This is a genomic window from Streptosporangium lutulentum (assembly GCF_030811455.1).
Classification (GTDB): domain Bacteria; phylum Actinomycetota; class Actinomycetes; order Streptosporangiales; family Streptosporangiaceae; genus Streptosporangium; species Streptosporangium lutulentum.
In genome coordinates this window covers 2,604,985-2,628,710 of record NZ_JAUSQU010000001.1, presented here as the reverse complement: position 1 = coordinate 2,628,710, position 23,726 = coordinate 2,604,985, and the positions used below count along the sequence as shown (strand labels likewise).

The window sequence follows — 23,726 nt, the reverse complement described above, 5'->3', positions numbered from 1 at the left end:
ACCGCCACCCATGCCGCGGCGACGGCAGGGAGGCGATGACGGTCCGGTCGCTCGATGAAAGAAATGTCGACGGAATCGTTTCGCTGAATCCCCGATGCCTCAGCCGAGCCGACCGGGGGGCCCACCTCCTGAGTCAGTCGAGGATCACGTACGGCTTCGGTGGTTCACCCGAGGAGACCAGCGGCGCATACGGCACCGGGTTCTCGACCACCGGGATCGGCTTGCCCGTCGGGATCAACCGGTCCGCCACCACGCCGCCGTGGCGGTCGACGGTGCCGAAGCAGTAGCCTCGCTCGCGGGCCGCGTCGATGAGCAGCGCCAGTCCCCCGTTCGTGCCCGGGCCGGCAGTGGTGTCGTACGGGCCGTCGTGCAGCGAGATGATCGCGCCCGGGTACAGCTGCTCGACGATCGCGTCGCTGATCTCCTGCGGCGTGCGCTCAGGCAGCCAGTCGTCGGTGCCGATGCGGGTCATGTAGTCCGTGTAGCCCATGTCCGCGATGATCTGCCGTACCTGCGCGTTCGCGGCGCCGAACGGCGGGCGGATGCCCCGGAACGAGATCGGGGCACCGACCGCGGCGAACGCGGCCTCCGCGGCCTGGATCTCGCGGCGGACGCCGTCGGGACCCTCGCCGGCCAGCACCTGATTGAGGTTCGCGTGACTGTAGGTGTGGTTGAGCAGCTCGTGCCCCTCGGCCAGCTGGAACCGGGCGAAGTGCGGGTTCGCCTCGACCCGGGTGCCGGTGTCCATGAACACGCCGGTCACCTGCTTCTCGCGGAGGATCCGCAGCGTCTCGGTCCGGTAGTGGGACGGGCCGTCGTCGAACTGGATGGCCAGCCGGCGGTCGCAGGTGTTCGGGACGGACGTGTCGCGCGGGCCGCCGACGCGGGTGCGGGCGGCGGCCGAGACGACGCGGGCCCGGTCCCGGCTACTGAGCAGGCCGGCGGCGACGAACTCGTCGGCGGCCGCGCGAGCGGCGGACACGAAGGCGCCGTGGGTGGTGAACGGCTCCCGCTCCCAGACGCGGTCCAGCAGGGTGCAGCCGTCGGGGCCCCCGGGGTTGGCGATGCCGGTGTCGACGCGCGGCGGGCCGAACCAGACCGTCTCCTCTGATGACCAGCCGTTCGGGCACTCGTCGGCCGCGGCGCTCGCGGCGCTCGCGGCGCTCGCAGCCGAGGCTTTCGTCGCGACCGAGGCTTTCGTCGCGACCGAGGCTACGGCCGTCGTCGCGGCCGGGGTGACCGGCGTCGGCGTGATGATCTCATACGGCTCCGGCGGCAGCCCGCCGCCGAACGCCAGCGGCAGGTACGGCACCGCGTTGACGACGGACGGGATCGGCTCACCGCTTGAGACGTACCGGTCGGCGACGATCGCGCCGGTGCTGTCGAACGTGCCGAAACACAGCCCGGCCGCCCGGATGTCGTCGATGATCAGCGGTAGCGCCTTCATCAGCTCCGGCCCGGCGACGGTGTCGATGGGGCCGTCGTGCAGGAAGATGTTCCGCCGTCCCTCGGCGATGCCATCGGCGATGTCGGCCCGCAACTGTTCGGCCGGCCGGTCCGGCAGCCAGTCCGCCGCGTCGATGTCGCCGCTGATGACCGTGAAGCCCAGCCGCTCAAGCTCGGCCCGGACCGGCGCGTTCGCCGCGAGGAACGGCGGACGCATGCCGACGAACGGCCGCTTGACGCCGGCCCGGTCCAGCGCCTCCTCGGTGGTCCGCATCTCGGTCTGGAGCCTCGGCACGGTGACCTGATTGAGGTTGGGGTGCTCGTAGGTGTGGTTGAGCACGAGGTGACCCTCGCGCCGCTCGAACGCCGGAAGCCGCGGGTTGGCGTCGATGCGCATGCCCACGTCGAAGAATGTCGCGGTGACCTGCTTCTCGCGCAGGATCGCCAGCGTCTGGGCGCGGTAGAACGAGGGGCCGTCGTCGAACGTCAGCGCCACGCGATCGGTGCAGGTGTTCGGAACCGAGTCGTCGGCCGGGCCACCGACGGCCGAGCGGGCGGCGGCCGAGCGGATGGTGGCCGCCTCTCTCGCGTCGAGCAGGCCGAGACCGCGGAACTCGCGGGTGGCACGCACGACGGTGGCGACGAATCGGCCGTGGGTGGCGAACGGCTCCTCTTGCCAGATGACGTCGAGCAGGGTGCAGCCGTCGTCGCGTCCGGGGTTGGGGATGCCGGTGTCGACGCGCTTCGGGCCGAACCGGATCGTGGTCTCGGTGGACCAGCCGGCCGGGCAGGCGTCGGCCGCCGCCGCTCCGGGTGATCCGTCTGACGGGTCCGCGCGGGGCGCGGCCATCGCCGTCCCCATCAGTGAGCCGGCGATCACCACCGCCAGCGCTCCCGCCGTCGCCAATCGTCCTGTCACAGTCCTGGCCATGGCCACTCCTTCGGGGGGTCGAGGGTGTGCCAATCGAGAGATCTGCTCAGCACGAATCGAAACGCCGAGCAGACCGCTGATTTCTGTGAAGGTACCTTCGACGGATCATCATCGGAACCCCTCACGGGCAGAAAGGGAGAAACTTTCTTGTCGCGGTGATCCTAAACTTTCGACCGGTTAGACTCGAGTGCGGCGGCCAGCGCTCCGGCGACCGCCGCGCGGGTCCCGAACGTGCTGGCCCTGACCTGCAGTGACTCGCCCTCGGTGACGGTCAGCCAGCGCCGGGTGGCGGCCAGTGTCTCCGGCCGCGAGCCGATCCCGCCGCCCAGCACGAACGTCGCGGGATCGACGATCGCCCGGATCGCCCGGATCGCCAGCGCCAGCAGCCGGCCCAGTTCGTCCAGCACCTGCGCGGCCGCGCCGTCACCGCCTGCCGCGGCCGCGAACACCTCCGGCGCCGGACGCCGCAGGCCGGCCAGCTCATGGTAGCGACGCTCGATGCCACCGCCGCTGACCTGCTGCTCCAGTGGTCCGTGCACCAGGTTGGCCCGGTCGAACGGGTCCGCGCCGAACGGCAGGTCGGCCACCTCGCCCGCCAGCCCGCGGCTGCCCGCGTGCATCCGGCCACCCAGCACCAGGCCGAGCCCGACCCCGGTCCCGACCGCGACGAACGCGAGCTCACCGCCGCCGCCCGGCTGCCAGACGTGCTCGCCCCAGGCTGCCAGGTTCGCGTCGTTGTGCACCAGGGGCCGAGTACCCAGGCGGGCCTCGAGGTCGGCGGGAACGTTCATCCGGTCCCAGCCCGGGATGTTGGGCGCGTGCCCGACGGCGCCGGTGACCGGATCCGGGGCGCCGGGACAGCCGACGGCCACCCGCGGCCGTCCCGCGCTGCCCGCGGCCGCCGTCAGCGACGCCACCAACTGGGCGATCTGGCTGGTCACGGCCGTTCCGCCACGCGGATCGGTGCGCTCGACGCGATCCAGCAGCCGGTGCCGGGCGGGGTCGTAGAGCACCGCGTGCAGCTTGGTGCCGCCCAGGTCGACGCCCACCACCGGCTCGGCCGCGTCTCCCCGGAACACCTGATCGGGCAGGGCCGGCTCGGCACCACTCGACGGCAGCCAGCCGGCCTCGGCGAGCGCCCGGCGCAGCGGGCCGGCCAGGCCGGTACGGTCGGTTCCGGGCATCACCACGGGCGGCGTCTCCAGTCTCGAACGCGTTGGGGATGGATACAGTATCAGCCTGATAGAAAACCCCAGAGGGAGCAGCCATGTCCGGTCCGACCTCCTCGACGGCCAACGCCGGCACCGTCTCGCGGGTGAACCAGACCGCGATCCTCGACGTGCTGCGGCAGCACGGGCCGCTGTCGCGGCAGGAGATCGGCGCCCGCACCGGCCTCAGCGCCGCCACCGTGAACCGGCTGGCCGGACAGTTGCTGCACAAGGGCCTGGTCATCGTCGACGGGCACCAGCCGTCCACCGGCGGGCGGCCGTCGATCCTGCTGCGCTACAGCGGCCGGGCGCACCTCGTGTCGGTGGTCCACGTGGGCGCCACCCGCACCGAGGGCGCGCTGGTCGACTTCGACGGAACCATCGTCCACCGGGTACAGCGCCCCGTGGTCCCCGACGTGCTGCACGCCACCGACCGGGCGATCATCCGCCTGGAGGAGGCGCTCTCCGTCGTCACCGAACTGGGCACCGCCGCCGGCGAGCGGGGCCAGCCCAGCCAGGCCGTGGGGGTCGCCGTCCCGGGCGTCGTCGACGGCGCCGACGGGCGCGTGACCTGGGCGCCCGCACTCGACTGGCGCGAGGTGCCGGTCGGCTCGCTGCTGCACGACCGCACCAGACTCCCCATCGTGGTCGAGAACGACGCCAACCTGCTGGCCGTCGGTGAGCACCACCGCGGCGCCGGCCAGGGCGTCCAGGACCTCGTCGCCGTCGTGCTGGGCACCGGCATCGGCGTCGGCATCATCACCGGGGGCCGGCTGCACCGCGGCTCACGTGCGGCGGCCGGCGAGATCGGCTACATGCTGCTGGAACGTTCCTCGCTGGCCCGGTTCTTCCCCGGCTTCGGCGACCTGGAGAGCCGGGTCGGGTCGGCCGGGCTGACCCGGCAGGCCCGCGAGCGCGGCATCGCCGCCCCTGCGGACCGGCCGCTCACCGCCGCCGACGTGTTCAACCTGGTCAGGGGCGGCAGCGTCGAGGCGGGGGCGCTGCTGGAGGAGACGCTCGACTACGTCGCGCTGGCCGTCGCCAACCTGTGCACGGTGCTGGACCCGGAGCTGGTCATCGTCGGCGGCGAGATGGGCGGCGCGGCCGATCTCATCACACCCGGCCTGCGCGACCGGCTCGTCGGCCGGATCCCGCACGTGCCGCGGCTGGCCGCGTCCGCGCTGGGCGACGACGCCGTGATCGTCGGCGCCGCCGAGCTGGCCGCGCGTCTGGTGAGCGACTCCGCCTACGTCCAGGCCACCCGCTGACAGCGATCCGTTCGCGCCGGAAAGGTCGCCGCGAACGGTAGACGGCACCCCCGGCCGTGGGGCACCATTGGGCCACTTATTACTCGCGGTGGATGAAAAGTCGTCGAGAAGGAGTGTGGTCCTGATGCCGAGACCGAGTCGAGGATGGCGCGCCGGCGCCGCGGCCGGCGTCGTGGCCGTGCTCCTGGCGGCCTGCAGCTCGAACGACGGCGGCGGCAGCGGCGGCAGCAGCGGCGCGGCCGATGGCAAGCCCTACACCATCGGGCTGAGCAACGGCTTCGTCGGCAGCGAGTGGCGCACCCAGATGGTCAAGGGGGTGGAGGCGGCGTTCGCCGAGTACAAGAAGGAGGGCGTCGTCGACGAGCTGGTCGTCGAGAGCGCCGACACCGACGTCAACGGCCAGATCCAGCAGATCCGCAATCTCATCAACCGCGACGTCGACGCGATCATCGTCAACCCGAACTCCGAGACCGCCCTGGACGCGGTCTTCCGCGAGGCGACCCAGCAGGGCGTCAAGGTGTTCGCCATCGATCAGGCGGTCACCTCAAAGGACGTCACGAACGTCGTCATCGACCAGGCCGAGTGGGCCCGCATCTCCGCTGACTGGCTGGCCAAGCAGGTCGGCAAGGGCGGCAACATCGCCGTCGTCAACGGCGTCGCCGGCCACCCGGCCAACGAGATGCGCTGGAACGCCGCCAAGGACGTCTTCGCCAAGGCCGGCGTCAAGGTGCTCACCGTCGCCGACGGCAACTGGGACCAGGCCACCGGGCAACAGGTGATGACGAACCTGCTGGCCACCTACCCCGACCTCGACGGCGTCTGGTCACAGGACGGCATGGCCGAGGGCGTGTTCCGCGCCGTCCAGGCGGCCGGCCGCGTGAACCAGATCAAGATCTCCGGCGAGGCCCGGGTCGGCTTCATGCGGCTGTGGAACGAGGCCCGGGCCGACGACTTCGAGAGCATCGGCGTCGTGAACCCGCCCGGCGGCGCCGTCTCCGCGTTGCACGTGGCCGTCAACGTGCTTGAGGGCAAGAAGTTCGCCCCCGGCAAGATCAACGGCAACACCGCCACCATCCCGATCCCCTACACCGTCGACGAGACCAACTTCGACCGGTACTGGGGCGAGGCCGGCGGCGAGGGCAACGCGTACAGCCTGGACGGTTCGCTGACCCGCGACGAGGCAGCGGAATACTTCCAGTGAGCACACTGCTGGAGATGACCGGCGTCCGCAAGCGGTACGGCGGCGTCCAGGCGCTCGACGGGGCGAGCCTCACCGCGGTGCGCGGTGAGGTGCACGCCCTGCTCGGCCCGAACGGCTCTGGAAAGAGCACGCTGGACAAGTCACTGGCCGGCACCGTCGTCCCGGACTCCGGCGAGATCCGGATCGACGGTGCGAAGGCGCGCATCGGCGGCCCGCGCGACGCGCACGCACTCGGCGTCGCCGCCGTCTACCAGCAGCTGAGCATCGTCGGCGACCTGACGGTGACACAGAACGTGGTGCTCGGGCTGGAGCCGGCTCGCCTGTGGGGGTTCCTCGACCACCGCGCCGCCCGCGACCGCGCCGTCGCCGCGCTGGAACGGTTCTCCGCCGCGTTCTCCGGCCGGCTGCCACTGGACCGGCCGGCCGGCTCGCTCGGCCCCGGCGAGCAGCAGATCGTCGAGGTCTCGAAGGCGCTGGCCCGCAAGCCCCGGATCCTCGTGCTCGACGAGGCCACCGCGTCCCTGCACAAGGAGCAGGTCGAGGTGCTGTTCGACGTGGTCCGCGAGCTGCGCGCGGCCGGCGTGCTGGTGGTGTTCACGTCGCACCGGCTGGACGAGGTGTTCGCGCTCTGCGACCGCGCCACGGTGCTCCGTAACGGCCGCACCGTCGGCACCGTCGACCTGGCGGCCACCAGCGAGGACGAACTGGTCCGGCTCATGGTCGGCGACACGCCGCACCGGACGCCCCGCCCCGCGGGAGCGCCGGCCGTCGCGACGGCGGATGCGCCGGCCGACGCGATCGCGGGCCGCACGGCGGCGTCGGCCGCGGCGACTCTCGAGGTGCGCGGACTCACCACCGACCAGCTGCGCGACGTCGGCTTCACCGTCCGCGCCGGCGAGGTGCTGGGGCTCGGCGGGCTGCAGGGGCAAGGCCAGTCCGAGCTGCTGCTCGCGCTGTTCGGCGCCGCCCGGGTCACCGCGGGCGAGGCTCTGCTGGACGGCCGGCCGCTGCCGCTGACCTCGCCGGCCAGGGCCGCCCGCGCGGGCATCGCCCTGGTGCCCGGCGACCGCGGCCGTCAGGGCATGTTCGCGCACCGGCCGATCCAGGAGAACCTCTCGCTGGCCAGCATGCACCGCCGGGCCCGGGTGAGGCTCGCGCTCGGCGCCGCGGCCGAGCGTCGCGCCGCCCGGTCGATGGTCGAGCGGCTGCAGATCAAGATCGGCTCGCTGGCCGACCCGGTTTCCACCCTGTCCGGCGGCAACCAGCAGAAGGTCGTCATCGGCAAGTGGCTGCTCGACCGGCCGCGGGTCGTGCTGCTCGACGACCCCACCAAGGGCGTCGACGTCGCCGCGAAGGAGGAGATCTACGCGATCGTGCGCGGCCTGGCCGACGACGGTGCCGTCGTCATCCTCAACTCCAGCGACAACCGCGAGCTGACCGAGCTGAGCGACCGCGTGCTGGTGCTGTTCGAGGGCGCCATCGCCGAGGAGCTGAGCGCGGAGGCGATCACCGAGACCCGGCTGGTGTCCAGCGCGCTGCGGCTCGCCCCGGGAGAGTCGCTGTGAACACCCCGGCCCGGCTGCGCGAGATCCGGCTGCCCGGCGTCCAGCTGTCCGGCGCCGCGACGGTCGCGATGCTGGTGGCGGCCGTCGTCGTCAACTCGGCGCTGCAGCCGAACTTCTGGAACAGCTACGCGCTGACCTCGAATTTCGCGACGTTCGTACCGCTGGTGGCGATCGCCGTCGGGCAGACCGTCGTGGTGCTGAGCGGCGGCCTCGACCTCTCACTCGGCGCACAGGTCACGCTGGCCAGCGTCGTCGCCGTCCAGATCGTCGACGGGCAACTGGACCGGTTCCCGCTGGCCGCGGCCGCCGCGCTGGGCGTCGGGCTGGCCTGCGGCGCACTGAACGGGCTGGTGGTCGCGCTGTTGCGGCTGCAGCCGATCGTCGCGACGTTCGCGACCAGCTTCGTGTTCTCCGGGCTGGCGCTGGTGGTGCTGCCGACTCCCGGCGGCTCGGTGCCGCTCGAGGTCACGACGGCGTACCGCGACGCTGTGCTCGGGGTGCCGATCGCGCTGCTGGCGATCCTCGTGCTCGCGCTGCTCTGGTGGGTGCTGCGCCGGCACCGCTTACTGCGGCACATCTACGCCGTCGGCGGCGACGCCGACGCCGCGTACGCCTCGCTGGTACCGGTCACCCGGACGCGGGTCTGGGCGTACGTGCTGGGCGGGCTGTTCGCGGCGCTGTCGGCGCTGGCGATCCTGGCCAACACCGGCTCCGGCGACCCGTTCGTCGGCAACGAGCTGACGCTCGCGTCGGTGGCCGCGGTGGTGATCGGCGGGACGGCGCTGGCGGGCGGGCGCGGTGGGGCGGGCGGGTCGATCCTCGGCGCCATCGTCCTCGCGCTGGTCACGAACATCGTGTTCTTCGCCGACGTACCGACGACGTACCGGCAGCTGGTCAACGGCGCCGTGATCATCCTCGCATTGGCCCTGGCCGGCATCCCGGCGTTGCAGAAGAGGAGGCCGACGGCATGAGCGCGCCGACCGTGGAGGCGCCTCGGCGGGTCCTCGCCTGGCGTCCCGGGCCGGTGGCGCTGGCCGGCGCGGTCGCCGTCGTCCTGGTGATCGTCGGCGAGATCGTCTCGCCCGGGTTCGCCGAGTACGGCCAGCTGGTCAACCTCATGCGGGTGGCGGCGTTCCTCGGCGTCATCGCGATCGGCCAGACCATCGTGATCATCGCCGGTGGCGGCGGCGTCGACCTGTCCGTCGGCAAGGTGGCGACGTTCGCGGCCATCATCGGGTCGCGGGTGATGGACGGCGACGACGGCGACATCGTGCCGGCCGTGGCCCTGGCGCTGCTGGTCGCCGCGGCGATCGGGCTGGTCAACGGGCTGGGCATCACGCTGCTGCGGATCCCGCCGTTCGTCATGACGCTGGGCATGATCGGCGTGGTGCAGGGGCTGATCCTCGCCTACACCGGCGGGCAGGCCAGCGGCCGGGCGGCGCCGGCGCTCACGTCGCTGGTCAACGGCCGCGTGATCCTCGACCTGCCCGGGCTGCTGTTCCTGTGGCTGCTGCTCGGCCTGCTCGCCGTCTGGCTGCTGCGCCGCACCACGTTCGGCTGGAACCTGTTCGCCGTCGGGTCCAACCGGATCGCCGCGAAGCTGACCGGCGTCCGGGTCGACCGCACGCTGATCCTGGCGTACGTGCTGTCCGCGACGTTCGCCGGGCTGGCCGGCATCCTGCTGCTCGGGTACACCGAGTCGGTCTTCCTCGACCTCGCCGACCAGTACATGCTGCCGTCGGTGGCGGCCGTCGTCATCGGCGGGACGCTGCTGGCCGGCGGCATCGGCGGCTACGCCGGCACCGCGGTCGGCGCCGTCGTGCTGACCGTCCTGCAAAGTCTGCTCACCACGCTGGACATCGGCGGCGCCGGGCGCACCGTCGTCAACGGCGTCGTCCTGCTCGTCCTGCTGTCGCTCTACGGGCGGCAGCGACGCCTTCGGAGTTAGGGATCCTTCCACGATGGAGAACAGCGAACGGCTCGGAGTCGGCATCGTCGGCGCCGGATTCATGGCGAACTTCCACGTCACCTCGTGGACCGGCGTCCGCGACGCCGACATCGTCGCCGTCCAGAGTCCGCGGGCCGAGAGCGCGCAGGCGCTGGCCGACCGCTGCCGCGAACTGCGGGTCGGAGACGCGCGTGCCTACACCGACCTGCGCGAGCTGGTCCGCGACCCGCGGGTCGACGCCGTCTGGGTGGTGGCGCCGAACCACGCCCGGCCGGCCGTCATCGAGACCATCGCCGACGAGGTCACGTCCGGGCGCGCGTCCCTCATCGGCGTCGCCGTCGAGAAGCCGCTCGGCCGTAACCTCGCCGAGGCCCGCCGGGTGCTGGAGCTGGTCGAGGGCGCCGGGCTGCTGCACGCGTACCTGGAGAACCAGGTGTACGCGCCCGCCGTCACCCGGGGCCACGAGCTGCTCTGGGCCCGGGGCGCCGCGCTGGCCGGGACGCCGTACCTCGCCCGGTGCGCCGAGGAGCACAGCGGCCCGCACGCCGCCTGGTTCTGGGACGGGACGCGGCAGGGCGGCGGCGTGCTCAGCGACATGATGTGCCACTCGATCGAGGCCGGCCGGTACCTGCTGACACCGCCCGGCGTGGACCAGTCGACCTGGCTCACTCCGGTGTCGGTGAGTGCGCAGATCGCCTCACTGAAGTGGTCGCGCAAACGGCACGCCGCGCAGCTGGCCGAGCGGTTCGGCGGTGCCGTCGACTACACTCGGCAGCCGGCCGAGGACTACGCCCATGCGACCGTCACGTTCCGCAACGGCGACGGCGACGTGGCGGTCGTCGAGGCGACCACGTCGTGGAACTACGTCGGGCCCGGGCTGCGGCTGACGTTCGAGCTGCTCGGGCCGGAGTACTCGATGAGCGCCAGCACGCTGAACACCGAGGCGCAGCTGTTCCTCAGCCGTGAGATCCGCTCCCCCGAGGGCGAGGACCTGGTCGAGAAGCAGGGCGCGGAGCAGGGCCTGCTGCCGATTGTGTCCGACGAGGCATTGACCTACGGGTACACGACGGAGAACCGGGCGGTGGCCACGGACTTCCTCGCCCGGCGGCAGCCGCGAGAGAACCTGAGGCACGGCGTCGAGGTCAGCGAGCTGATGATGGCCGCTTACCTGTCCGCCGAGACGGGTGAGACGGTGCGCTTCCCGGTGACCGGCCTGGACGCGTTCGTGCCGCGGGTGGCGCAGGGGACGTGGCAGCCCGGTCCGGCGTGACCGGACGAGTACGGGTGTGCCCTGCCGCCGGGGCTGCTCACGCCCGCCGAATGCGCCGGCCTGGCCGGACTGTATGACGAGACCGATCGGTTCCGCTCCACGGTCGACATGGGGCGTTACCGGTTCGGCGGTGGCCAGTACCGCTACTTCGACCAGCCCTTCCCCGAGCCCGTGTGAGAACCGCTTCGTTCATGCGCCGAGTGAGGCCGGTGCCCGGCGAGTGACGTCGGCCGGGGCCGCGGCGATGACGTCATCGAGCGCGTTCATGGAGGTCTGAAGGTCGGTGATGATCTGAGCGATGCGGTCGCGCTCCCGGTGGAGGTCGGCGAGCAGGTCTGAGCAGGTGGGGACGAGACGGTCGCCGGCGTCCCGCAGGCACGGCAGGACCGTGGTGATCGTCGAGGTGTTCAGGCCGGCGGCCAGGAGGCTGCGGATGCGGCGGACGACGGCAACGTCCTCTTCGACGTATTCCCGGTAACCGCTGGGGCGCCGCTGCGGGTGGAGCAGGCCCTGTTCCTCGTAGTAGCGCAGAAGGTACACGGCCACGCCGGTCCGCCGGGACAGCTCACCGATACGCACAAGAACCTCCTGACGGCCGCGCGGGCCTTGCCCGCTCGACTTGACTCTCATATTGATATGAGACTTTAGCGTCTGCGGCATGAACGTGAACAAGGGTTTCGCGACGCTCGCGGCATTGTGCGCGAGCGTCTTCGTCGTGGGTACCTCGGAGTACCTGATCGCCGGGCTGCTGCCCCAGGTCGGAGCTGATCTGGACGTCTCCGTGGGAACCGCTGGACAAGCGGTGACCGCGTACGCGCTCGGAGTGGTGGTCGGAGGGCCCGTCATGGCCCCGCTGACCGCGCGTCTGCCGCGCAAGGGGCTCGCCGTCGGCCTGATGGCGCTGTTCGCGGCAGGCAGCGCGATCAGCGCCGTGGCGCCTTCGTTCGGCCTGCTCCTGGTGGGCCGTGTGGTGTCCTCGCTCAGCCACGCCGCTTTCCTGGCCCTGGCGCTGGTGACGGCGACCCGGGTGGTCCCGGCCGAGAAGGCGGGCTCGGCCATTGCCACCGTCGCCTCCGGCTTCACCGTGGCCACGCTCCTCGGGGTGCCCCTGGGGGCGCTGCTCGGGCAGAGTGCCGGATGGCGGGCACCGTTCGCTGTGCTGACCGCTCTTGCCGTGGCGGGCACCGTTCTCCTGGCCGCGGTGCTGCCCCGGCAGGAGGCGCCGGCCACGCGACTGCGTGACGAGATACGCGTGGTGACGCGTCGGCCGGTCATGCTCGCCATCGCCACCACCGCGGTGGGCTTCTCCGGGGTCGCCACGGTGTTCACCTACATCGCCCCGCTGCTGACCCGCGTCTCCGGCTTCTCCGCCGCGGCGGTCTCCGGTCTGCTGCTCGCCTACGGCGCGGGCAGTTTCCTCGGCAACCTCACCGCCGGAAAGCTGACCGACAAATCGATGAGCGCGACCGTACGCGGGGTCTTCGGCGGGCTGACGGGGACGCTCCTGCTCATTCCGTTCGCCGCGGTGTGGCAACCCACCGCCGTGGCCGCGGTCCTGGTGCTCGGCCTGCTCGCCACCGCGACCATCGCCCCGCTGCAGGGACTGATCCTGCACCACGCGGGCGCCGCTCCGACCCTGGCCGTCTCTGTCAATGTGGGCGCCTTCAACCTGGGCGCCGCAGCCGGCTCGGTCATCGGCGGCGCGATCGTCGCCGTCGGCGCTCTGCGCTGGACCGGCCTGGCGGGCGCGGTGCTGAGCCTGATCGGACTGGCCCTCACCTATCTCGTCCTGCCCCGGACACGGACGTCGGCGCAGGACGCCGGACCCGAGGTCTCCACCTCCGCCGCCGCCTGATTCCCCGTCCGTTCGCCCCGCCAAGGAGGTCGCCGTGCACGGCCGGCCACGGCGGGCCCGAAGTCCCATCCGTCCGGGAGGTTCCCCAGCCCGCTCCGGGAGCCGATGAGGTGCTGATCCGTACCGTCGCCGGCAGCCTGAACCCGGTGGACGGGAAGACCCGCGCATGGGAGGTCGGGCCCGAACCCCCCAGCTTGAGGTGGACGGCCGCCGCGTCCACCGCGCAGGCTCAGACCAGGCACCCCTTGGAATCACTCATCTAGGCGGCGTCCCACACGCCGGTGGGGGCGATCTCGGCCACCCAGTCCGCGAAGTCGCGGGGCTTGCGGTTCAGGGCACGCTCGACGCCGTCGGCCAGCGAGCTGTTCCGGCCGTCGAAGAACTCGGAGATGAGCGTGGCCAGCGGCTCGGCGAACTCGCGCGGGGCGCCGTCGTCGACGATCGCGTCGGCGAACCGGTCCCGGGTGATCGGCACGTAGCGGAGCTCGCGGCCCGTCGCCCGGGCGATCTCGGCGACGCCTTCGGCGAAGGTCCACAGGCGGGGGCCCGTCAGCTCGTAGCGCTCGCCCACGTGGCCGTCCTCGGTGAGGGCCGCCACCACGACGTCGGCGATGTCGCCGGCGTCGATGAACGGGTCGGCGTTGTCGCCGGCGGGCAGGGCCAGCACGCCGTGGCGCAGCGGCTCCAGGAACACGCCCTCGTCGAAGTTCTGGTTGAACGAGGCCGGGGCGACGATGGTCCACTCGACCGGGAGGCTCGTCACGGCGTCCTCGCACCGGACGGCCTCGTCCTGGTTGCGGGCCGACAGCAGGACCAGGCGGTCGACGCCGGCGTCGACCGCCAGCCGGGCCACGGCGGCGATGGCGTCACCGGCGCCGGGCCACTCGACCTCGGGGTAGTACATCAGGTAGGCCGACTTGACGCCGGCGACGGCGCCGGCCCAGGTTGAGGGGTCCTCCCAGTCGAACGGGGGCTCGCCGGTGCGGGAGCCGACCCGCACGTTGACGCCTCGCTCGATCAGCCTCCGGGTCACCCGGCGGCCGACCCGGCCGGTACCACCGAGGACCAACGTCGTGTGCTCGTTTGGTGTCATGTCTCCAGCCTGAACGACACCATCTGGATGTTCCATGGCTGAAATGCCGGAATGCATATTCAATCGTCTACTCTTGAGAGGTGGACGCACTCGCAGGGTTACTTGAGGGACCGCGAGCCAGCGGCGCCTTCCTCCTCCGCATCGTGCTGGATCCCCCATGGTCGATCCGGGTCCAGGACGGGTCGCCGCTGTGCCTCGCCGTCATGCTCGGCGGCGAAGCGTGCGTCGAGCCCGACCACGGCGAGCCGGTACGGCTGCGCCCGGGCGACGTCGCCATCATCCGTGGGCCGGCCCCCTACGTGATGAGCGACGACACCGCGACCCCGCCGCAGGTCATCGTGCACCCCGGCCAGCGATGCGTCACGCCCGAGGGCGTCGATCTGCGCGAGCGGATGGCGCTGGGGGTGCGCACGTGGGGCAGCAACCCCGACGGGTCGGTGCAGCTGCTGCTCGGCGTGTACGAGGAGGTCGGCGCCGTCGGCCAGCGCCTGCTCGACGTGCTGCCGCCGCTGCTGGTCGTGTCCGAAGACACCTGGGACTCGACGCTCCTCCCGGTGCTGGCCCGGGAGGTCACCGAACAGGGGCCGGCCCAGGGCGTCGTGCTCGACCGCCTGCTCGACCTGCTGCTCATCTCGGTGCTGCGGGTGTGGTTCGACCGGCCCGAGGCCGAGTCCCCGGCCTGGTACCGAGCCCACACCCACCCGGTGGCCGGCGAGGCACTGCGCCTGTTCCACGAGGACCCGGCGAACGACTGGACTCTGGCGCGGGTCGCCGCCGAGATCGGCGTGTCACGGGCGACGCTGGCCGAGTGCTTCCGCAACGCCGTCGGCACGCCGCCGATGACCTACCTGACCGAGTGGCGCCTGGCCCTGGCCGCCGACCTGCTGCGCCAATCCGACACCACGCTGAACGCCGTCGCCCGGCAGGTCGGCTACGGCAGCGGGTTCGCCCTCAGCTCGGCGTTCAAGCGGGTGTACGGCATCAGCCCGCAGGAGCATCGCAGCGCCACGCCGGCGCGGTGATCCGGGCGCCGTCAACGAACACGGCACCCGCCGTACCGCCTGTATGCGTCGGCGGTACGGCGGGCATCGTGATCGGCCCTGCGGATCAGCTCTTGGGCATCAGCACGGTGTCGACGAGGTAGACGGTGGCGTTGCGGGTGGACACATTGCCGCAGACGACGGTGGCGTCGTCTGCCTTGTAGTCCTCTCCGGAGCCGCTGGTGGTCACCTTGCCGCCCTGCAGGGTGGTGAAGCTGCCGTTTTCCAGGTCGGTGGGCGTCTTACGGCCCGAGACGACGTGGTAGGTGAGGATGGAGGTGAGCATCTTCTTGTCGGCCAGCACCTTGTCCAGCGTCTCCTTGGGAATCTTGGCGAAGGCGTCGTCGGTGGGGGCGAACACGGTGATGTCTTCGGCGGAGTTGAGCGTGTCGACCAGGCCGGCCTTTGTGACCGCGGCGACCAGCGTCGACAGGACCGGGTTGTTGGAGGCCGCGGTGGCCACCGGGTCGTCGGCCATGCCGGTGAAGCTGCCCTCTCCGGAGACGGGTACGGCCGAGCAGGCCGCGCCGAACGGCATGGGCGAGGCCGTCGGCTCGCTGGGCTCGGTACCGGTCGAGGCGGGGGGTTGGGAGGTGGCCGGGGCGGCGACGTCGGCGGCGGTGTCGCCGCCGGTGCCGCTGCACGCGGCGGTCATGGCCAGTGCGGCCGCCAGGGCCGGCAGTGTGATGAGGCGCATGTTCATGATCGTTTCCTTCGCTGGTGTTCGATGGGTGGTGAGCTGTTGAGGAACGTTCGTCGTGGTGGTCATCGGACCGTCACCACGACGGAGTGCCAGCCGGTGGCGCCGTCGGGGAAGGGCGTCACGCGCTGGGAGGGCTGGGTGTGGCCGGTGGCGTCGGTGGCGCGCACCTCCAGGCGGTGCTCACCGGGGGCGACCTGCCAGTCGAGGTGCCATTGGCGCCAGGTGTCGGCGTTGGCCGAGGGCGCCAGGCGGGCCTGGTGCCAGGGTCCGCCGTCGATGCGGACCTCCACGGCGTCGACGCCGCGGTGCTGGGCCCAGGCCACACCGGCGACGGTCAGGCGTCCGGCGGGCAGCCGGGCGAACGCCTTGGGCACGTCGATGCGCGAGGCGGTCTTGATGGGGGCCCGCTCGGCCCAGCCGCGCACCGTCCAGTAGGCCGGCTCGTCGGCGAAGCGGGTGAGTTTGAGGTCGGTGACCCACTTGGTGGCCGAGACGTACCCATACAGGCCGGGCACGATCATGCGGGCGGGAAAGCCATGCACGGGAGGCAGTACCTGGCCGTTCATGCCGACGGCCAGGAGCGCGTCGCGGCCGTCCAGGACGGTTTCGACGGGAGTGGCGCAGGTCCAGCCGTCGGCCGAGCGCGACAGGATCTGATCGGCTCCCGATCGCACTCCGGCCTGGCGCAGCAGCGCGGCCAGGTCGACGCCCAGCCAGCGGGCGTGGCCGGCGTAGGGGCCGCCGACCTCGTTGGACACGCACGTCAAGGTGATGTCGCGCTCAGCCAGCGGGCGGGCGAGCAGGTCGTCGAAGGTGAGCTCGACGGGCCGGTCGACCAGGCCATGGATGCGCAGCCGCCAGTCGCGGTGCGGCACGCGAGGGATGATCAGAGCGGTGTCGACGCGGTAGAAGTCGGCGGTGGGCGTGGTGTAGGGGCTGAGCCCGGCGATGCGCAGGTCGCTGCCGGAGGGCAGCGGCGCGGCGGGGTCGGCCGGGCGGGGCAGCACCAGGCCGGCACCGCCGGCGGCGCTGTCTCGGGCACCGGTGATCACCCGCCCGGCACCGCCGCTGAAGGTGGCCAGGCCCAAGGTCGCGGCCCCGGTCAGCAGCAACGTGCGGCGATCGGCGGCGCGGGGCGTCTGAGCCTGAGTGGCCGGCCCCGTCTCCACGCGGTCTGTCCCCGTCCCCGCGCGGTCTGTTTCCGCTCGGTCCGTTTCCGGAGGAAGGGCCGGCTGGGTGCGGGCTCCGGTAGCCGGGGTAGGGCCGCCGGCCGGCCGGTGTGCCGGGCGGGGTGCGGTGAAGGCTCGCAGCCACGCGCGGCGCAGGAGCAGCAGGGTCAGCGCACCGACGGCGGCGGCCAGCAGGGACGGCGCCGCGTCCAGCGCGCCGGCGCCCGGCCGCCCCCGGGCGGCCAGGGCGGCGACCACTCCCAGGCCGACCAGGGTCGCGACGGCGGGGCGGGGATGGCGAGGTGCGGAGATCCCCGCGACGGCGGCCAGAGCGGCGACGGCCGCCATCAGGCCCAGCAGCAAGACCGGTTTGTCGTTCTCCCCGAAGGTACGGATGGCGAAGTCCTTCAACCAGCCGGGGGTCAGGTCGATGAACGCCGATCCCACGGCCGGTAGCGGCCCGGACTGCGGTCGCCACAGCGCCGCGGCCAGCTCGGCCGACCCCAGCGAGGCCGCGCCGGCCAGCAGCCCGCAGGCTGCGGCGACGATCGTGGCCGAGGTTGGTCTGGTGATGCTCACACAGGGTCTTCGGAGCGATTCACCGATCGGACTGGTCGCGGTCAGCGGAAATTTTTTCCCGTGGGGTCGCGGTATCGGGCGATCTCATGTTCGCCCTGGCGCAAGGCGGCGTGGGCGCGGACATGAGCACGAGCGGCGGCCCCAGCTGACAGCACGCGGCCCGCCCCGCCGGAAAACCTGTCGGGGTGGGCCGCGTCGTGTTGCCGTCGTGGTTCAGGCGGCGGGCAGATCAATCAGGAGCAGCGGCTGAGTGGTGGGCTGCGTCGAGCCGCCTTCGGGTTCGACGGTGACGCCGAGCTGGGTGGAAGCGCCGGCCCGGGTGGTGACGATGGGCGGGGTGTGTCCGAAGTCGTCGGGGCGCATCAGAGCGGCCGAGCGGATGCCCGCAGGTCCGATCTGCCACAGCTGGTAGGTGCTGTTGTCGGGCAGCGCGGCCAGCCCCCTGGACAGGAACACCAGCTCGCCTTCGGCGCGGGAGACCACCACGGTGGCGGCGCCACCCTGGTGCGCGGTCGCGGTGAGGATGCGGGCGTCGGGTGCGGCCAGGACGGCGGAGATCTGCCGGTCGCGTCGCTGGATCTGCTCCAGCTGGTCCTGGGCGCGGACGGTGACCAGGCCCAGCAGCACGGCGGCGGCCAGGCCGGCGACGGCCAGGCCCGCCGCCAGGCGGGGCCACCACCGGGCTCTGCTCTTCGCGCCGGGCGCATGCGCGAAGACGGGCGGCAGCTGACGGACGTGACCGATCTGGGCCATCACCCGCTCGCGCAGTCCCGGCGGCGCCTCGGCGGCCGTGGCCTGGCCGAGCCTGGCGGCGGTCTCGGACAAGCCGCGCACCTCCTGGGCGCATTCGGCGCAGCGGCCCAGGTGCTCTTCGAAGCGCAGCTGGTCGGCGGGGACGTCGATGGCGTCCAAGACGTAGGCGCCGGCCAGCGTGTGCGGGTCGCGGTCGTTCTTTGCGTCGTTCATCGTTCCACCCCCAGGCAGTCACGCATGCGGATCAGCCCGTCACGCATTCGGGTCTTCACTGTCCCCAGCGGTACCTTCAGCAGTTCGGCGACCTCACGGTAGGAGTATCCGCCGTAATAGGCGAAGGTGACGGATTGGCGCTGCAGTTCGGTGAGCCCGTCGAGGCAGCGGCGCAGCCGTTCGCGTTCCAGGCGGCCCTGCACCGACTCGGCGACCTCGTCGAAAGGGTGGTGTACTTCCAGCCTGGCCACGCGGTCCTCGCGGTCGACGGCGGTTTGGGCGGCGCGGACGCGGTCGACGGCACGGCGGTGGGCGATCGTCATGACCCAGGCCATCGCCGAGCCGCGGACGCGTTCGTAGCGGGAGGCTTTGTGCCACACCTCGAGGAGGACCTCTTGGGCGACCTCTTCACTCTGCGCGGGGTCGCGCAACACACGCAAGACCAGCCCGTAGACGGGGCCGGCGATCAGGTCGTAGGCCCGTGCGAAGGCGGCGCGATCTCCTCGCGCCACGTGTTCAAGCAGGTCTTCCAGCCCGCTGTGGGCGAAATTGTGGCCCTCCGCGAATCCCAGCACCTGTTGAGGCTCCATGCGTTCTCCCTGCCGTGCGCGCAAAACGCGTTCCACCGTTCTTTCGGAGCGGTGCGGCGTGTGGATTGGTCACCGCCATCGGGATCGGTCAAAAGCCCGGGTGCTCGCCGGGCCGGTCGGTGCCGCCGGCGGCGTTTCTCGAGGATCCCCCGGAATCGGTCCTCCAGGTCCGCCTTGAAATCCTCTTCGTCCGGGGGCTCGGATCCGCCGGGCCGAAGACGGGTGACGCCTGCTCGAAGCACGTCGGTGCACGTCGGTGCACGTCGGTCAGCATATTGGTGCCGGCCGACGCCGCAGCGGTGATTCCCGCGGCGGCGTCGCCCGGGTGGACCCCGGTGATCTCCCACTCCGGCATCCGCGTCCTGTCCATCGCCGGCGGTCAGCCGCGCACGTGCAGCCCGAACCCCGTACGGCCCGCGGGCTCCAGTCCCTCCTTCAGGTGCAGTGAGGGGATCTCGTAGTCACCGAAGTTCTGCCGCCGGAACGCGATCGGCTCGGTCGACTCCAGAGTGAGCAGGCGCTGCTCCCAGGCCTTGGCGACGTCCGTGTAGTCCTCGCCGGTCATCCGGTCGGTGCCGTACAGCACGAACGGCGGCAGCACCTCGATGCCCGGGTAATAGAGGATGCCGTGGTGGATCGGGAACAGCAGATCGTCGATGGGGCCGTTGATCCCGCGAGCGGCGTAATGCGACTCCGGGCCGCCGGCGGTCACCGACAGCAGAGCCTTCCTGCCCGCGAGGGTGCCTTCGCCGAAGCGCTCGCCGTACCTGGTGTCGCTGTGCTCGCCGACGCCGTACGCGAAATGGTAGGTGAACACCCGGTCAACCCAGCCTTTGAGGATCGCGGGCATCGTGTACCACCACAGCGGGAACTGGAAGATGATCGTGTCGGCCCACAGCAGCTTCTCCTGCTCGGCGAGGACGTCCGGGGTGAGCGTCCCGGCGTCGAAGGCCCGGCCCGAGTCCAGGGCGACCTTCAGCGGACTTGAGGCGTCGGGGCCGTAGTCCGCGGCGTCCACGACCGCCTTCCAGTTCATCGCGTACAGATCGCTCACCCGTACCTCGTGCCCGGCGGTCTCCAATGTTGACACCGCGAGGTCCTTCAGTGAGCCGTTGAGCGACTTCGGCTCCGGGTGGGCGTAGACGATCAGCGTTTTCATGGGAACTCCTTCGGATCGGATGCCTTCGATTCTGGGAGCCGCGGCGCCCGGCGTTCAGGGACGCCTCTTCCATCGGACGGGACTTCCTGGTAATGGCAGGGCCACCTTCACCTGCACCACCGATGCCATACTGGGAACATGGACGATCTTGCGGGCTTTCTGCGGACCCGGCGTTCCAGGGTCGACCCGGCGGCCGCCGGCATCCCCGTCGACAGCCGCCGCCGGGTCGAAGGGCTGCGCCGCGAAGAGGTCGCGCACCTGTCCGGAGTCAGCGTCGACTACTACGTACGCCTGGAGCAAGGCCGCGCGACCCAGCCCTCCGAGCAGGTCCTCGACGCGCTCGCCCGCGTCCTCGGCCTCGACGAGACCGAACGCGGGCACCTCTACCGGCTCGCCCGGCAGCGCCGCCGCCGCGCGAAGGCGCCGGGCGGGCGGGTCCGGCCGGAGCTGCTGCGCGTCCTCGACCTGGTCGCCGACGCACCCGCGCTGATCATGGACCACCGCCTGGACGTGCTCGCAGGGAACCGCCTCGCCGGGCTCCTCTTCGGCCGGCCGATGCCGGGCCTGAACACCGCCCGGCACATCTTCCTTGAGGAGGCCGAGCGCGGCCTTTACGCGGACTGGGAAAAATGCACCCTCGACGTGGTCGGGCACCTGCGCCTGGCCGCCGGCAAATACCCCGAGGACCCCCGTCTGGCCTCGCTCATCGGTGAGCTGGCAATGGGCAGCGAGCGCTTCCGCCGCCTCTGGGCCCGCGCGGACGTGCGCGCCCGCGCACACGGACGCAAGGCGTACCGGCACCCGCTGGTCGGACTGCTGGAACTGCACCAGGAGAACTTCGCACTACCGAATGAAACAGGCATGGAGCTGCTGGTTCTGTCCGCGGCCCCCGGAAGCCCCGCCGAGGACGGGCTGCGCCTGCTCGCAGGCCTGGGCGCGGACAGCGATGACGCGCATCCCCCGGTGAACGCCCAGGTACGCGAGTAACTCAACGACGCCCACCCACCGTGAAGCTGTAGCGGCCCAGGCGGTTGAGGTTGGCGTGCTTGAGCGGAGAGACGGGAGCGACGTCCTCGTCATGGCTGAACTTCGTCGAAGAGGGCGAGGGCTTCGGTGGGGTCCGGGCTCACGAGGCGTTCCAGACCGGCCGTCGTGATCTTCGCCCACTTGCCGGCCCGTGCCCACATCCGTTCCTCGAAGGCGCGGACGACCTCGTCCAGATCGCCAGGGCCGGCGGCGACGGACTCGGCGAGTTCGGCGCCCTCCAGCATCGCGAGGTTCGCGCCCGCCCCCAACGGGGGCATCAGGTGGGCGGCGTCGCCCAGGAGCGTCACCCCGGGGACGTGGGCCCAGGTGTGGGACACGGGCAGGACGTAGAAGGGGCGGTGGACGAAAGCGGTGCCGTGGCGGAGGAGGTTGAGGACGGGAGCGGCCCAGCCGTCGAACAGGGCCAGCAGGCTTGATCGCACGGCCTCGACGTCGGCCAGGTCCAGGCCCGCGTCCAGGCCTGCGTCCAGGCCCGCGCGCCGGTTCAGGTCCATATGCCGGTCCAGGTTCGTGTGCCAGTCCAGCGGCGCGCGGAACTTGGCGTACACCTTGACGTGGCCGCCGCTGTTGCGCTGGGCGACGAGGGAGCGGTTCACGCCGTACACGGCCATGGAACCGTCGCCGATCAGCCGGGCGAGGTCGGGGTGGCGGATGTCGACGTCGTCCAGGGAGGTCTCGACCGAGGTGACGCCGGTGTAATGCGGCGTCACCGACGAGACTGCCGGACGGACCCGGGACCAGGCGCCGTCCGCGCCGATCACGAGGTCGAACGTCTCCTGCCGCCCGTCCGCGAAGCGGACCAGCACGCCGTCCCGGGTCCCCGGCACCACCTCCGTCACGTCCCGCCCCCACTGAACGTCGAGGGGGCCGAGCAGCAGGTCACGGAGTTGCCCGCGGTCGACTTCGGGATGGGCCGGTTCACCCGGACGGGGTCGCCAGTCGCGGAGGACGGTCCCGTCCGTGCCCAGGATGCGCATGGCCTGCCCCTCGGGGCGGGACAGCGCCTGGAACTCCGCCAGCAGCCCCGCCTTGTCCAGCGCGAGCTGGCCCATCCCTTCGTGCAGATCGAGCGTGCCGCCCGGGGGACGGGCGTCGGGGGAGGGATCGCGTTCGAGGACGGTGACGGGGTGACCGTGGCGGTGCAGGACGCGGGCGAAGGTGAGGCCGGCGGGGCCGCCTCCGATTACGGCGATACGATGTCTCATGTCGATACACTGTATTTTACTATGACGATGTATCGCAACAGTACGATGCAACCATGACTGTGTGGGACCGGCCCGAGCCGCCGACTCGCCCCGTGCCGCTCGACCGGGAGCGAATCGTCGCCGCCGCCATCGCGCTGGCCGACGAGGGCGGGCTGGAGGCGGTGTCGTTGCGCAAAGTCGCCGCCCGGCTGGACGCCGGCCCTATGCGGCTGTACGGATACATCTCCACCAAGGAGGAACTGTTCGACCTCATGGTGGACGAGGTCCACGCCGAGATCCTCCCCGAGGAGCGGCCCGGCGACTGGCGGGAGGCACTGCGTATCCACGCCCACCGCACCAGGCAGGCCACCCTCCGCCACGAATGGCTGGCCGACCTGCTCGGCGGCCGTCCGGCCCTGGGCCCGAACGCCCTCGCCGTGACCGAGACCACGCTGGCCGCCCTCGACGGCCTCGCCGACCTCGACACCGTCCTGCGCGCCGTGGAGACCGTCAGCGCCTACTTCATCGGCGCGATCAGGCGCGAGATCGCGAACCTGCGGGCCGAGCGTGCCACGGGCCTGTCCGAGCGCGACTGGCAGCGCGCCCACGGCCCGCATGTGAGCAGGATCCTGGCCACGGGCCGCTTCCCGATGCTGGCCAAGGTCGTGCACGACGGCACGGAGGTGGACGCCGAGACGTCCTTCGCGACCGGCCTGGACTGGGTCCTCGACGCCGTGGCCGCCAAACTCGCCCGGCCGGCGTGACGCTCGGACGCGACCGCCCCGGACCTGGCGCGAAGATCGGGCCTCCCGTGCTCGGCCCGGCGGCCCCCGCGCACACCGTCGCCGAGGCCATCCGACAGTTCCACGCCTCAGGGGTCGCCTCCGGGACTCGGATACGACCAAAGGCCCCCTTGGGAGGAAGATGGCCCCATGCAGATCCAGATCGAGGCCTTCGACCTGCCGGGGCACAGCTGCGCCACCGCCCCTGGTTTCCCCGGCTACACCGGCATCCACGTCGCGGTCCAACACCGAGACCGCACGAAGGACCTACTCGACCCGCAGCCCGGCGGCGCCACGTCGGCGACCTGGACACTGGAGTGCGCCGCGACCACCACCCCGTCGGGCGTCGACCTCAAGGGCCCCTACATTCAGGGCCGCCCCGAAGACCGATTCATCTACCTCTCATGGGGCACCATGGACGAGGCCGGCGCCTTCACCCCGTTCCGGCGAGCCAAGCTGATGATCGACGCCATCGACCCGGCCACCGCCGAAGCCGCCACACGCTCCGGGCTGCTCCTCGCCCGACTTCGCCTCACCGACGCCAAGGGACAGCCACTGTGCGCCGCGGTCAGACCACCGCTCATCGAATGGATCGCCGGGCAAACAGGGTGATCTCCGACCGGCACGTCGCGACGGCCGGGACCGGCCGTGAAACCCACCGTGACAACGGACGGCCAAGCAGGCCGGTTTTGAGTCTTTAGTCCATTGTAAATGATCTTGAA

Annotated in this window: 21 protein-coding genes; 11 read left to right on the top strand and 10 right to left on the bottom strand. The window is 71.7% G+C overall.

Going from position 1 to position 23,726, the window contains the following annotated elements:
• Positions 1–133: 133 nt before the first annotated feature.
• Complete coding sequence (locus J2853_RS11350; RefSeq protein WP_307557101.1) at positions 134–2,377, bottom strand: polysaccharide deacetylase family protein; 2,244 nt, start codon at positions 2,375–2,377, stop codon at positions 134–136.
• A gap of 161 nt (positions 2,378–2,538) precedes the next feature.
• The gene (locus tag J2853_RS11345; protein ID WP_307568656.1) at positions 2,539–3,561 is read right to left on the bottom strand and encodes an ROK family protein; all 1,023 of its coding nucleotides are present in this window, start codon (positions 3,559–3,561) and stop codon (positions 2,539–2,541) included.
• An 83-nt stretch (positions 3,562–3,644) separates the two neighbouring features.
• Between J2853_RS11345 and J2853_RS11340 the strand changes: the two genes are divergently transcribed.
• From J2853_RS11340 to J2853_RS11315, 6 genes are all read left to right on the top strand, one after another.
• Positions 3,645–4,853: an ROK family transcriptional regulator gene (locus tag J2853_RS11340; protein ID WP_307557099.1), complete on the top strand. Its 1,209-nt coding sequence runs from the start codon at positions 3,645–3,647 to the stop codon at positions 4,851–4,853.
• A 124-nt stretch (positions 4,854–4,977) separates the two neighbouring features.
• On the top strand, positions 4,978–6,054 hold the full coding sequence (locus J2853_RS11335) for an ABC transporter substrate-binding protein (protein WP_307557097.1): 1,077 nt from the start codon (positions 4,978–4,980) through the stop codon (positions 6,052–6,054).
• Positions 6,051–7,619 carry a sugar ABC transporter ATP-binding protein gene (locus J2853_RS11330; RefSeq protein WP_307557095.1) on the top strand — a complete coding sequence of 523 codons (1,569 nt, stop codon included), beginning with the start codon at positions 6,051–6,053 and terminating at the stop codon, positions 7,617–7,619. The genes J2853_RS11335 and J2853_RS11330 overlap by 4 nt, the downstream gene beginning before the upstream one ends.
• A complete protein-coding gene (locus tag J2853_RS11325; protein ID WP_307557093.1) occupies positions 7,616–8,590 on the top strand; it encodes an ABC transporter permease in 975 nt (324 codons plus the stop codon). Before J2853_RS11330 ends, J2853_RS11325 begins: the two co-directional genes overlap by 4 nt.
• The gene (locus J2853_RS11320) at positions 8,587–9,567 is read left to right on the top strand and encodes an ABC transporter permease (protein ID WP_307557091.1); all 981 of its coding nucleotides are present in this window, start codon (positions 8,587–8,589) and stop codon (positions 9,565–9,567) included. The genes J2853_RS11325 and J2853_RS11320 overlap by 4 nt, the downstream gene beginning before the upstream one ends.
• Before the next feature lie 13 nt (positions 9,568–9,580).
• Positions 9,581–10,837 (top strand): Gfo/Idh/MocA family protein, encoded by a 1,257-nt coding sequence (locus tag J2853_RS11315; RefSeq protein WP_307557089.1) that lies wholly within the window; start codon positions 9,581–9,583, stop codon positions 10,835–10,837.
• 189 nt (positions 10,838–11,026) lie between these two features.
• Here J2853_RS11315 and J2853_RS11310 read toward each other — a convergent pair whose 3' ends face one another.
• A complete protein-coding gene (locus tag J2853_RS11310; protein WP_307557087.1) occupies positions 11,027–11,416 on the bottom strand; it encodes a MerR family transcriptional regulator in 390 nt (129 codons plus the stop codon).
• A 79-nt stretch (positions 11,417–11,495) separates the two neighbouring features.
• Here J2853_RS11310 and J2853_RS11305 point away from each other — a divergent pair, with 79 nt between their 5' ends.
• Positions 11,496–12,692: an MFS transporter gene (locus J2853_RS11305; protein ID WP_307557085.1), complete on the top strand. Its 1,197-nt coding sequence runs from the start codon at positions 11,496–11,498 to the stop codon at positions 12,690–12,692.
• A gap of 259 nt (positions 12,693–12,951) precedes the next feature.
• On the opposite strand, the gene J2853_RS11300 is transcribed toward J2853_RS11305, so the two are convergent.
• Complete coding sequence (locus tag J2853_RS11300; RefSeq protein ID WP_307557084.1) at positions 12,952–13,785, bottom strand: Rossmann-fold NAD(P)-binding domain-containing protein; 834 nt, start codon at positions 13,783–13,785, stop codon at positions 12,952–12,954.
• An 80-nt stretch (positions 13,786–13,865) separates the two neighbouring features.
• Here J2853_RS11300 and J2853_RS11295 point away from each other — a divergent pair, with 80 nt between their 5' ends.
• Positions 13,866–14,807, top strand: coding sequence for an AraC family transcriptional regulator (locus tag J2853_RS11295; RefSeq protein ID WP_307557082.1), 942 nt, complete (start codon positions 13,866–13,868; stop codon positions 14,805–14,807).
• Positions 14,808–14,892: 85 nt separating this feature from the next.
• Here the strand turns inward: J2853_RS11295 and J2853_RS11290 are convergent, their stop codons facing one another.
• The 5 genes from J2853_RS11290 to J2853_RS11270 form a co-directional block, all read right to left on the bottom strand.
• Entirely contained in the window at positions 14,893–15,528 is a 636-nt protein-coding gene (locus tag J2853_RS11290) for a fasciclin domain-containing protein (RefSeq protein WP_307557080.1), read from the bottom strand.
• 62 nt (positions 15,529–15,590) lie between these two features.
• Positions 15,591–17,276 carry a molybdopterin-dependent oxidoreductase gene (locus tag J2853_RS11285; RefSeq protein WP_307557078.1) on the bottom strand — a complete coding sequence of 562 codons (1,686 nt, stop codon included), beginning with the start codon at positions 17,274–17,276 and terminating at the stop codon, positions 15,591–15,593.
• Positions 17,277–17,489: 213 nt separating this feature from the next.
• The gene (locus J2853_RS11280; protein ID WP_307557076.1) at positions 17,490–18,242 is read right to left on the bottom strand and encodes an anti-sigma factor; all 753 of its coding nucleotides are present in this window, start codon (positions 18,240–18,242) and stop codon (positions 17,490–17,492) included.
• Entirely contained in the window at positions 18,239–18,832 is a 594-nt protein-coding gene (gene sigK, locus J2853_RS11275) for an ECF RNA polymerase sigma factor SigK (RefSeq protein ID WP_307557074.1), read from the bottom strand. The genes J2853_RS11280 and sigK overlap by 4 nt, the downstream gene beginning before the upstream one ends.
• Positions 18,833–19,211: 379 nt before the next feature.
• Positions 19,212–19,991, bottom strand: a complete 780-nt coding sequence (locus J2853_RS11270) for an NAD(P)H-dependent oxidoreductase (protein WP_307557072.1) — start codon at positions 19,989–19,991, stop codon at positions 19,212–19,214.
• Between the two features lie 138 nt (positions 19,992–20,129).
• Between J2853_RS11270 and J2853_RS11265 the strand changes: the two genes are divergently transcribed.
• Entirely contained in the window at positions 20,130–20,978 is an 849-nt protein-coding gene (locus J2853_RS11265) for a helix-turn-helix transcriptional regulator (RefSeq protein ID WP_307557070.1), read from the top strand.
• Between the two features lie 89 nt (positions 20,979–21,067).
• Here the strand turns inward: J2853_RS11265 and J2853_RS11260 are convergent, their stop codons facing one another.
• Positions 21,068–22,243: an FAD-dependent oxidoreductase gene (locus J2853_RS11260; RefSeq protein ID WP_307557068.1), complete on the bottom strand. Its 1,176-nt coding sequence runs from the start codon at positions 22,241–22,243 to the stop codon at positions 21,068–21,070.
• A 53-nt stretch (positions 22,244–22,296) separates the two neighbouring features.
• Here J2853_RS11260 and J2853_RS11255 point away from each other — a divergent pair, with 53 nt between their 5' ends.
• Both J2853_RS11255 and J2853_RS11250 read left to right on the top strand, forming a co-directional pair.
• The gene (locus tag J2853_RS11255) at positions 22,297–22,986 is read left to right on the top strand and encodes a TetR/AcrR family transcriptional regulator (protein WP_307557066.1); all 690 of its coding nucleotides are present in this window, start codon (positions 22,297–22,299) and stop codon (positions 22,984–22,986) included.
• Between the two features lie 168 nt (positions 22,987–23,154).
• A complete protein-coding gene (locus J2853_RS11250; protein ID WP_307557064.1) occupies positions 23,155–23,616 on the top strand; it encodes a DUF5990 family protein in 462 nt (153 codons plus the stop codon).
• Positions 23,617–23,726 lie beyond the last annotated feature (110 nt).

What these genes read in the sequence shown, in the direction of transcription:
- J2853_RS11350 (WP_307557101.1), bottom strand. Translation starts at nt 2,377, where the DNA reads ATGGCCAGGACTGTGACAGGACGATTGGCGACGGCGGGAGCGCTGGCG.
- J2853_RS11345 (WP_307568656.1), bottom strand. Translation starts at nt 3,561, where the DNA reads ATGCCCGGAACCGACCGTACCGGCCTGGCCGGCCCGCTGCGCCGGGCG.
- J2853_RS11340 (WP_307557099.1), top strand. Translation starts at nt 3,645, where the DNA reads ATGTCCGGTCCGACCTCCTCGACGGCCAACGCCGGCACCGTCTCGCGG.
- J2853_RS11335 (WP_307557097.1), top strand. Translation starts at nt 4,978, where the DNA reads ATGCCGAGACCGAGTCGAGGATGGCGCGCCGGCGCCGCGGCCGGCGTC.
- J2853_RS11320 (WP_307557091.1), top strand. Translation starts at nt 8,587, where the DNA reads ATGAGCGCGCCGACCGTGGAGGCGCCTCGGCGGGTCCTCGCCTGGCGT.
- J2853_RS11315 (WP_307557089.1), top strand. Translation starts at nt 9,581, where the DNA reads ATGGAGAACAGCGAACGGCTCGGAGTCGGCATCGTCGGCGCCGGATTC.
- J2853_RS11305 (WP_307557085.1), top strand. Translation starts at nt 11,496, where the DNA reads ATGAACGTGAACAAGGGTTTCGCGACGCTCGCGGCATTGTGCGCGAGC.
- J2853_RS11300 (WP_307557084.1), bottom strand. Translation starts at nt 13,785, where the DNA reads ATGACACCAAACGAGCACACGACGTTGGTCCTCGGTGGTACCGGCCGG.
- J2853_RS11290 (WP_307557080.1), bottom strand. Translation starts at nt 15,528, where the DNA reads ATGAACATGCGCCTCATCACACTGCCGGCCCTGGCGGCCGCACTGGCC.
- J2853_RS11280 (WP_307557076.1), bottom strand. Translation starts at nt 18,242, where the DNA reads ATGAACGACGCAAAGAACGACCGCGACCCGCACACGCTGGCCGGCGCC.
- sigK (WP_307557074.1), bottom strand. Translation starts at nt 18,832, where the DNA reads ATGGAGCCTCAACAGGTGCTGGGATTCGCGGAGGGCCACAATTTCGCC.
- J2853_RS11270 (WP_307557072.1), bottom strand. Translation starts at nt 19,991, where the DNA reads ATGAAAACGCTGATCGTCTACGCCCACCCGGAGCCGAAGTCGCTCAAC.
- J2853_RS11265 (WP_307557070.1), top strand. Translation starts at nt 20,130, where the DNA reads ATGGACGATCTTGCGGGCTTTCTGCGGACCCGGCGTTCCAGGGTCGAC.
- J2853_RS11260 (WP_307557068.1), bottom strand. Translation starts at nt 22,243, where the DNA reads ATGAGACATCGTATCGCCGTAATCGGAGGCGGCCCCGCCGGCCTCACC.
- J2853_RS11255 (WP_307557066.1), top strand. Translation starts at nt 22,297, where the DNA reads ATGACTGTGTGGGACCGGCCCGAGCCGCCGACTCGCCCCGTGCCGCTC.
- J2853_RS11250 (WP_307557064.1), top strand. Translation starts at nt 23,155, where the DNA reads ATGCAGATCCAGATCGAGGCCTTCGACCTGCCGGGGCACAGCTGCGCC.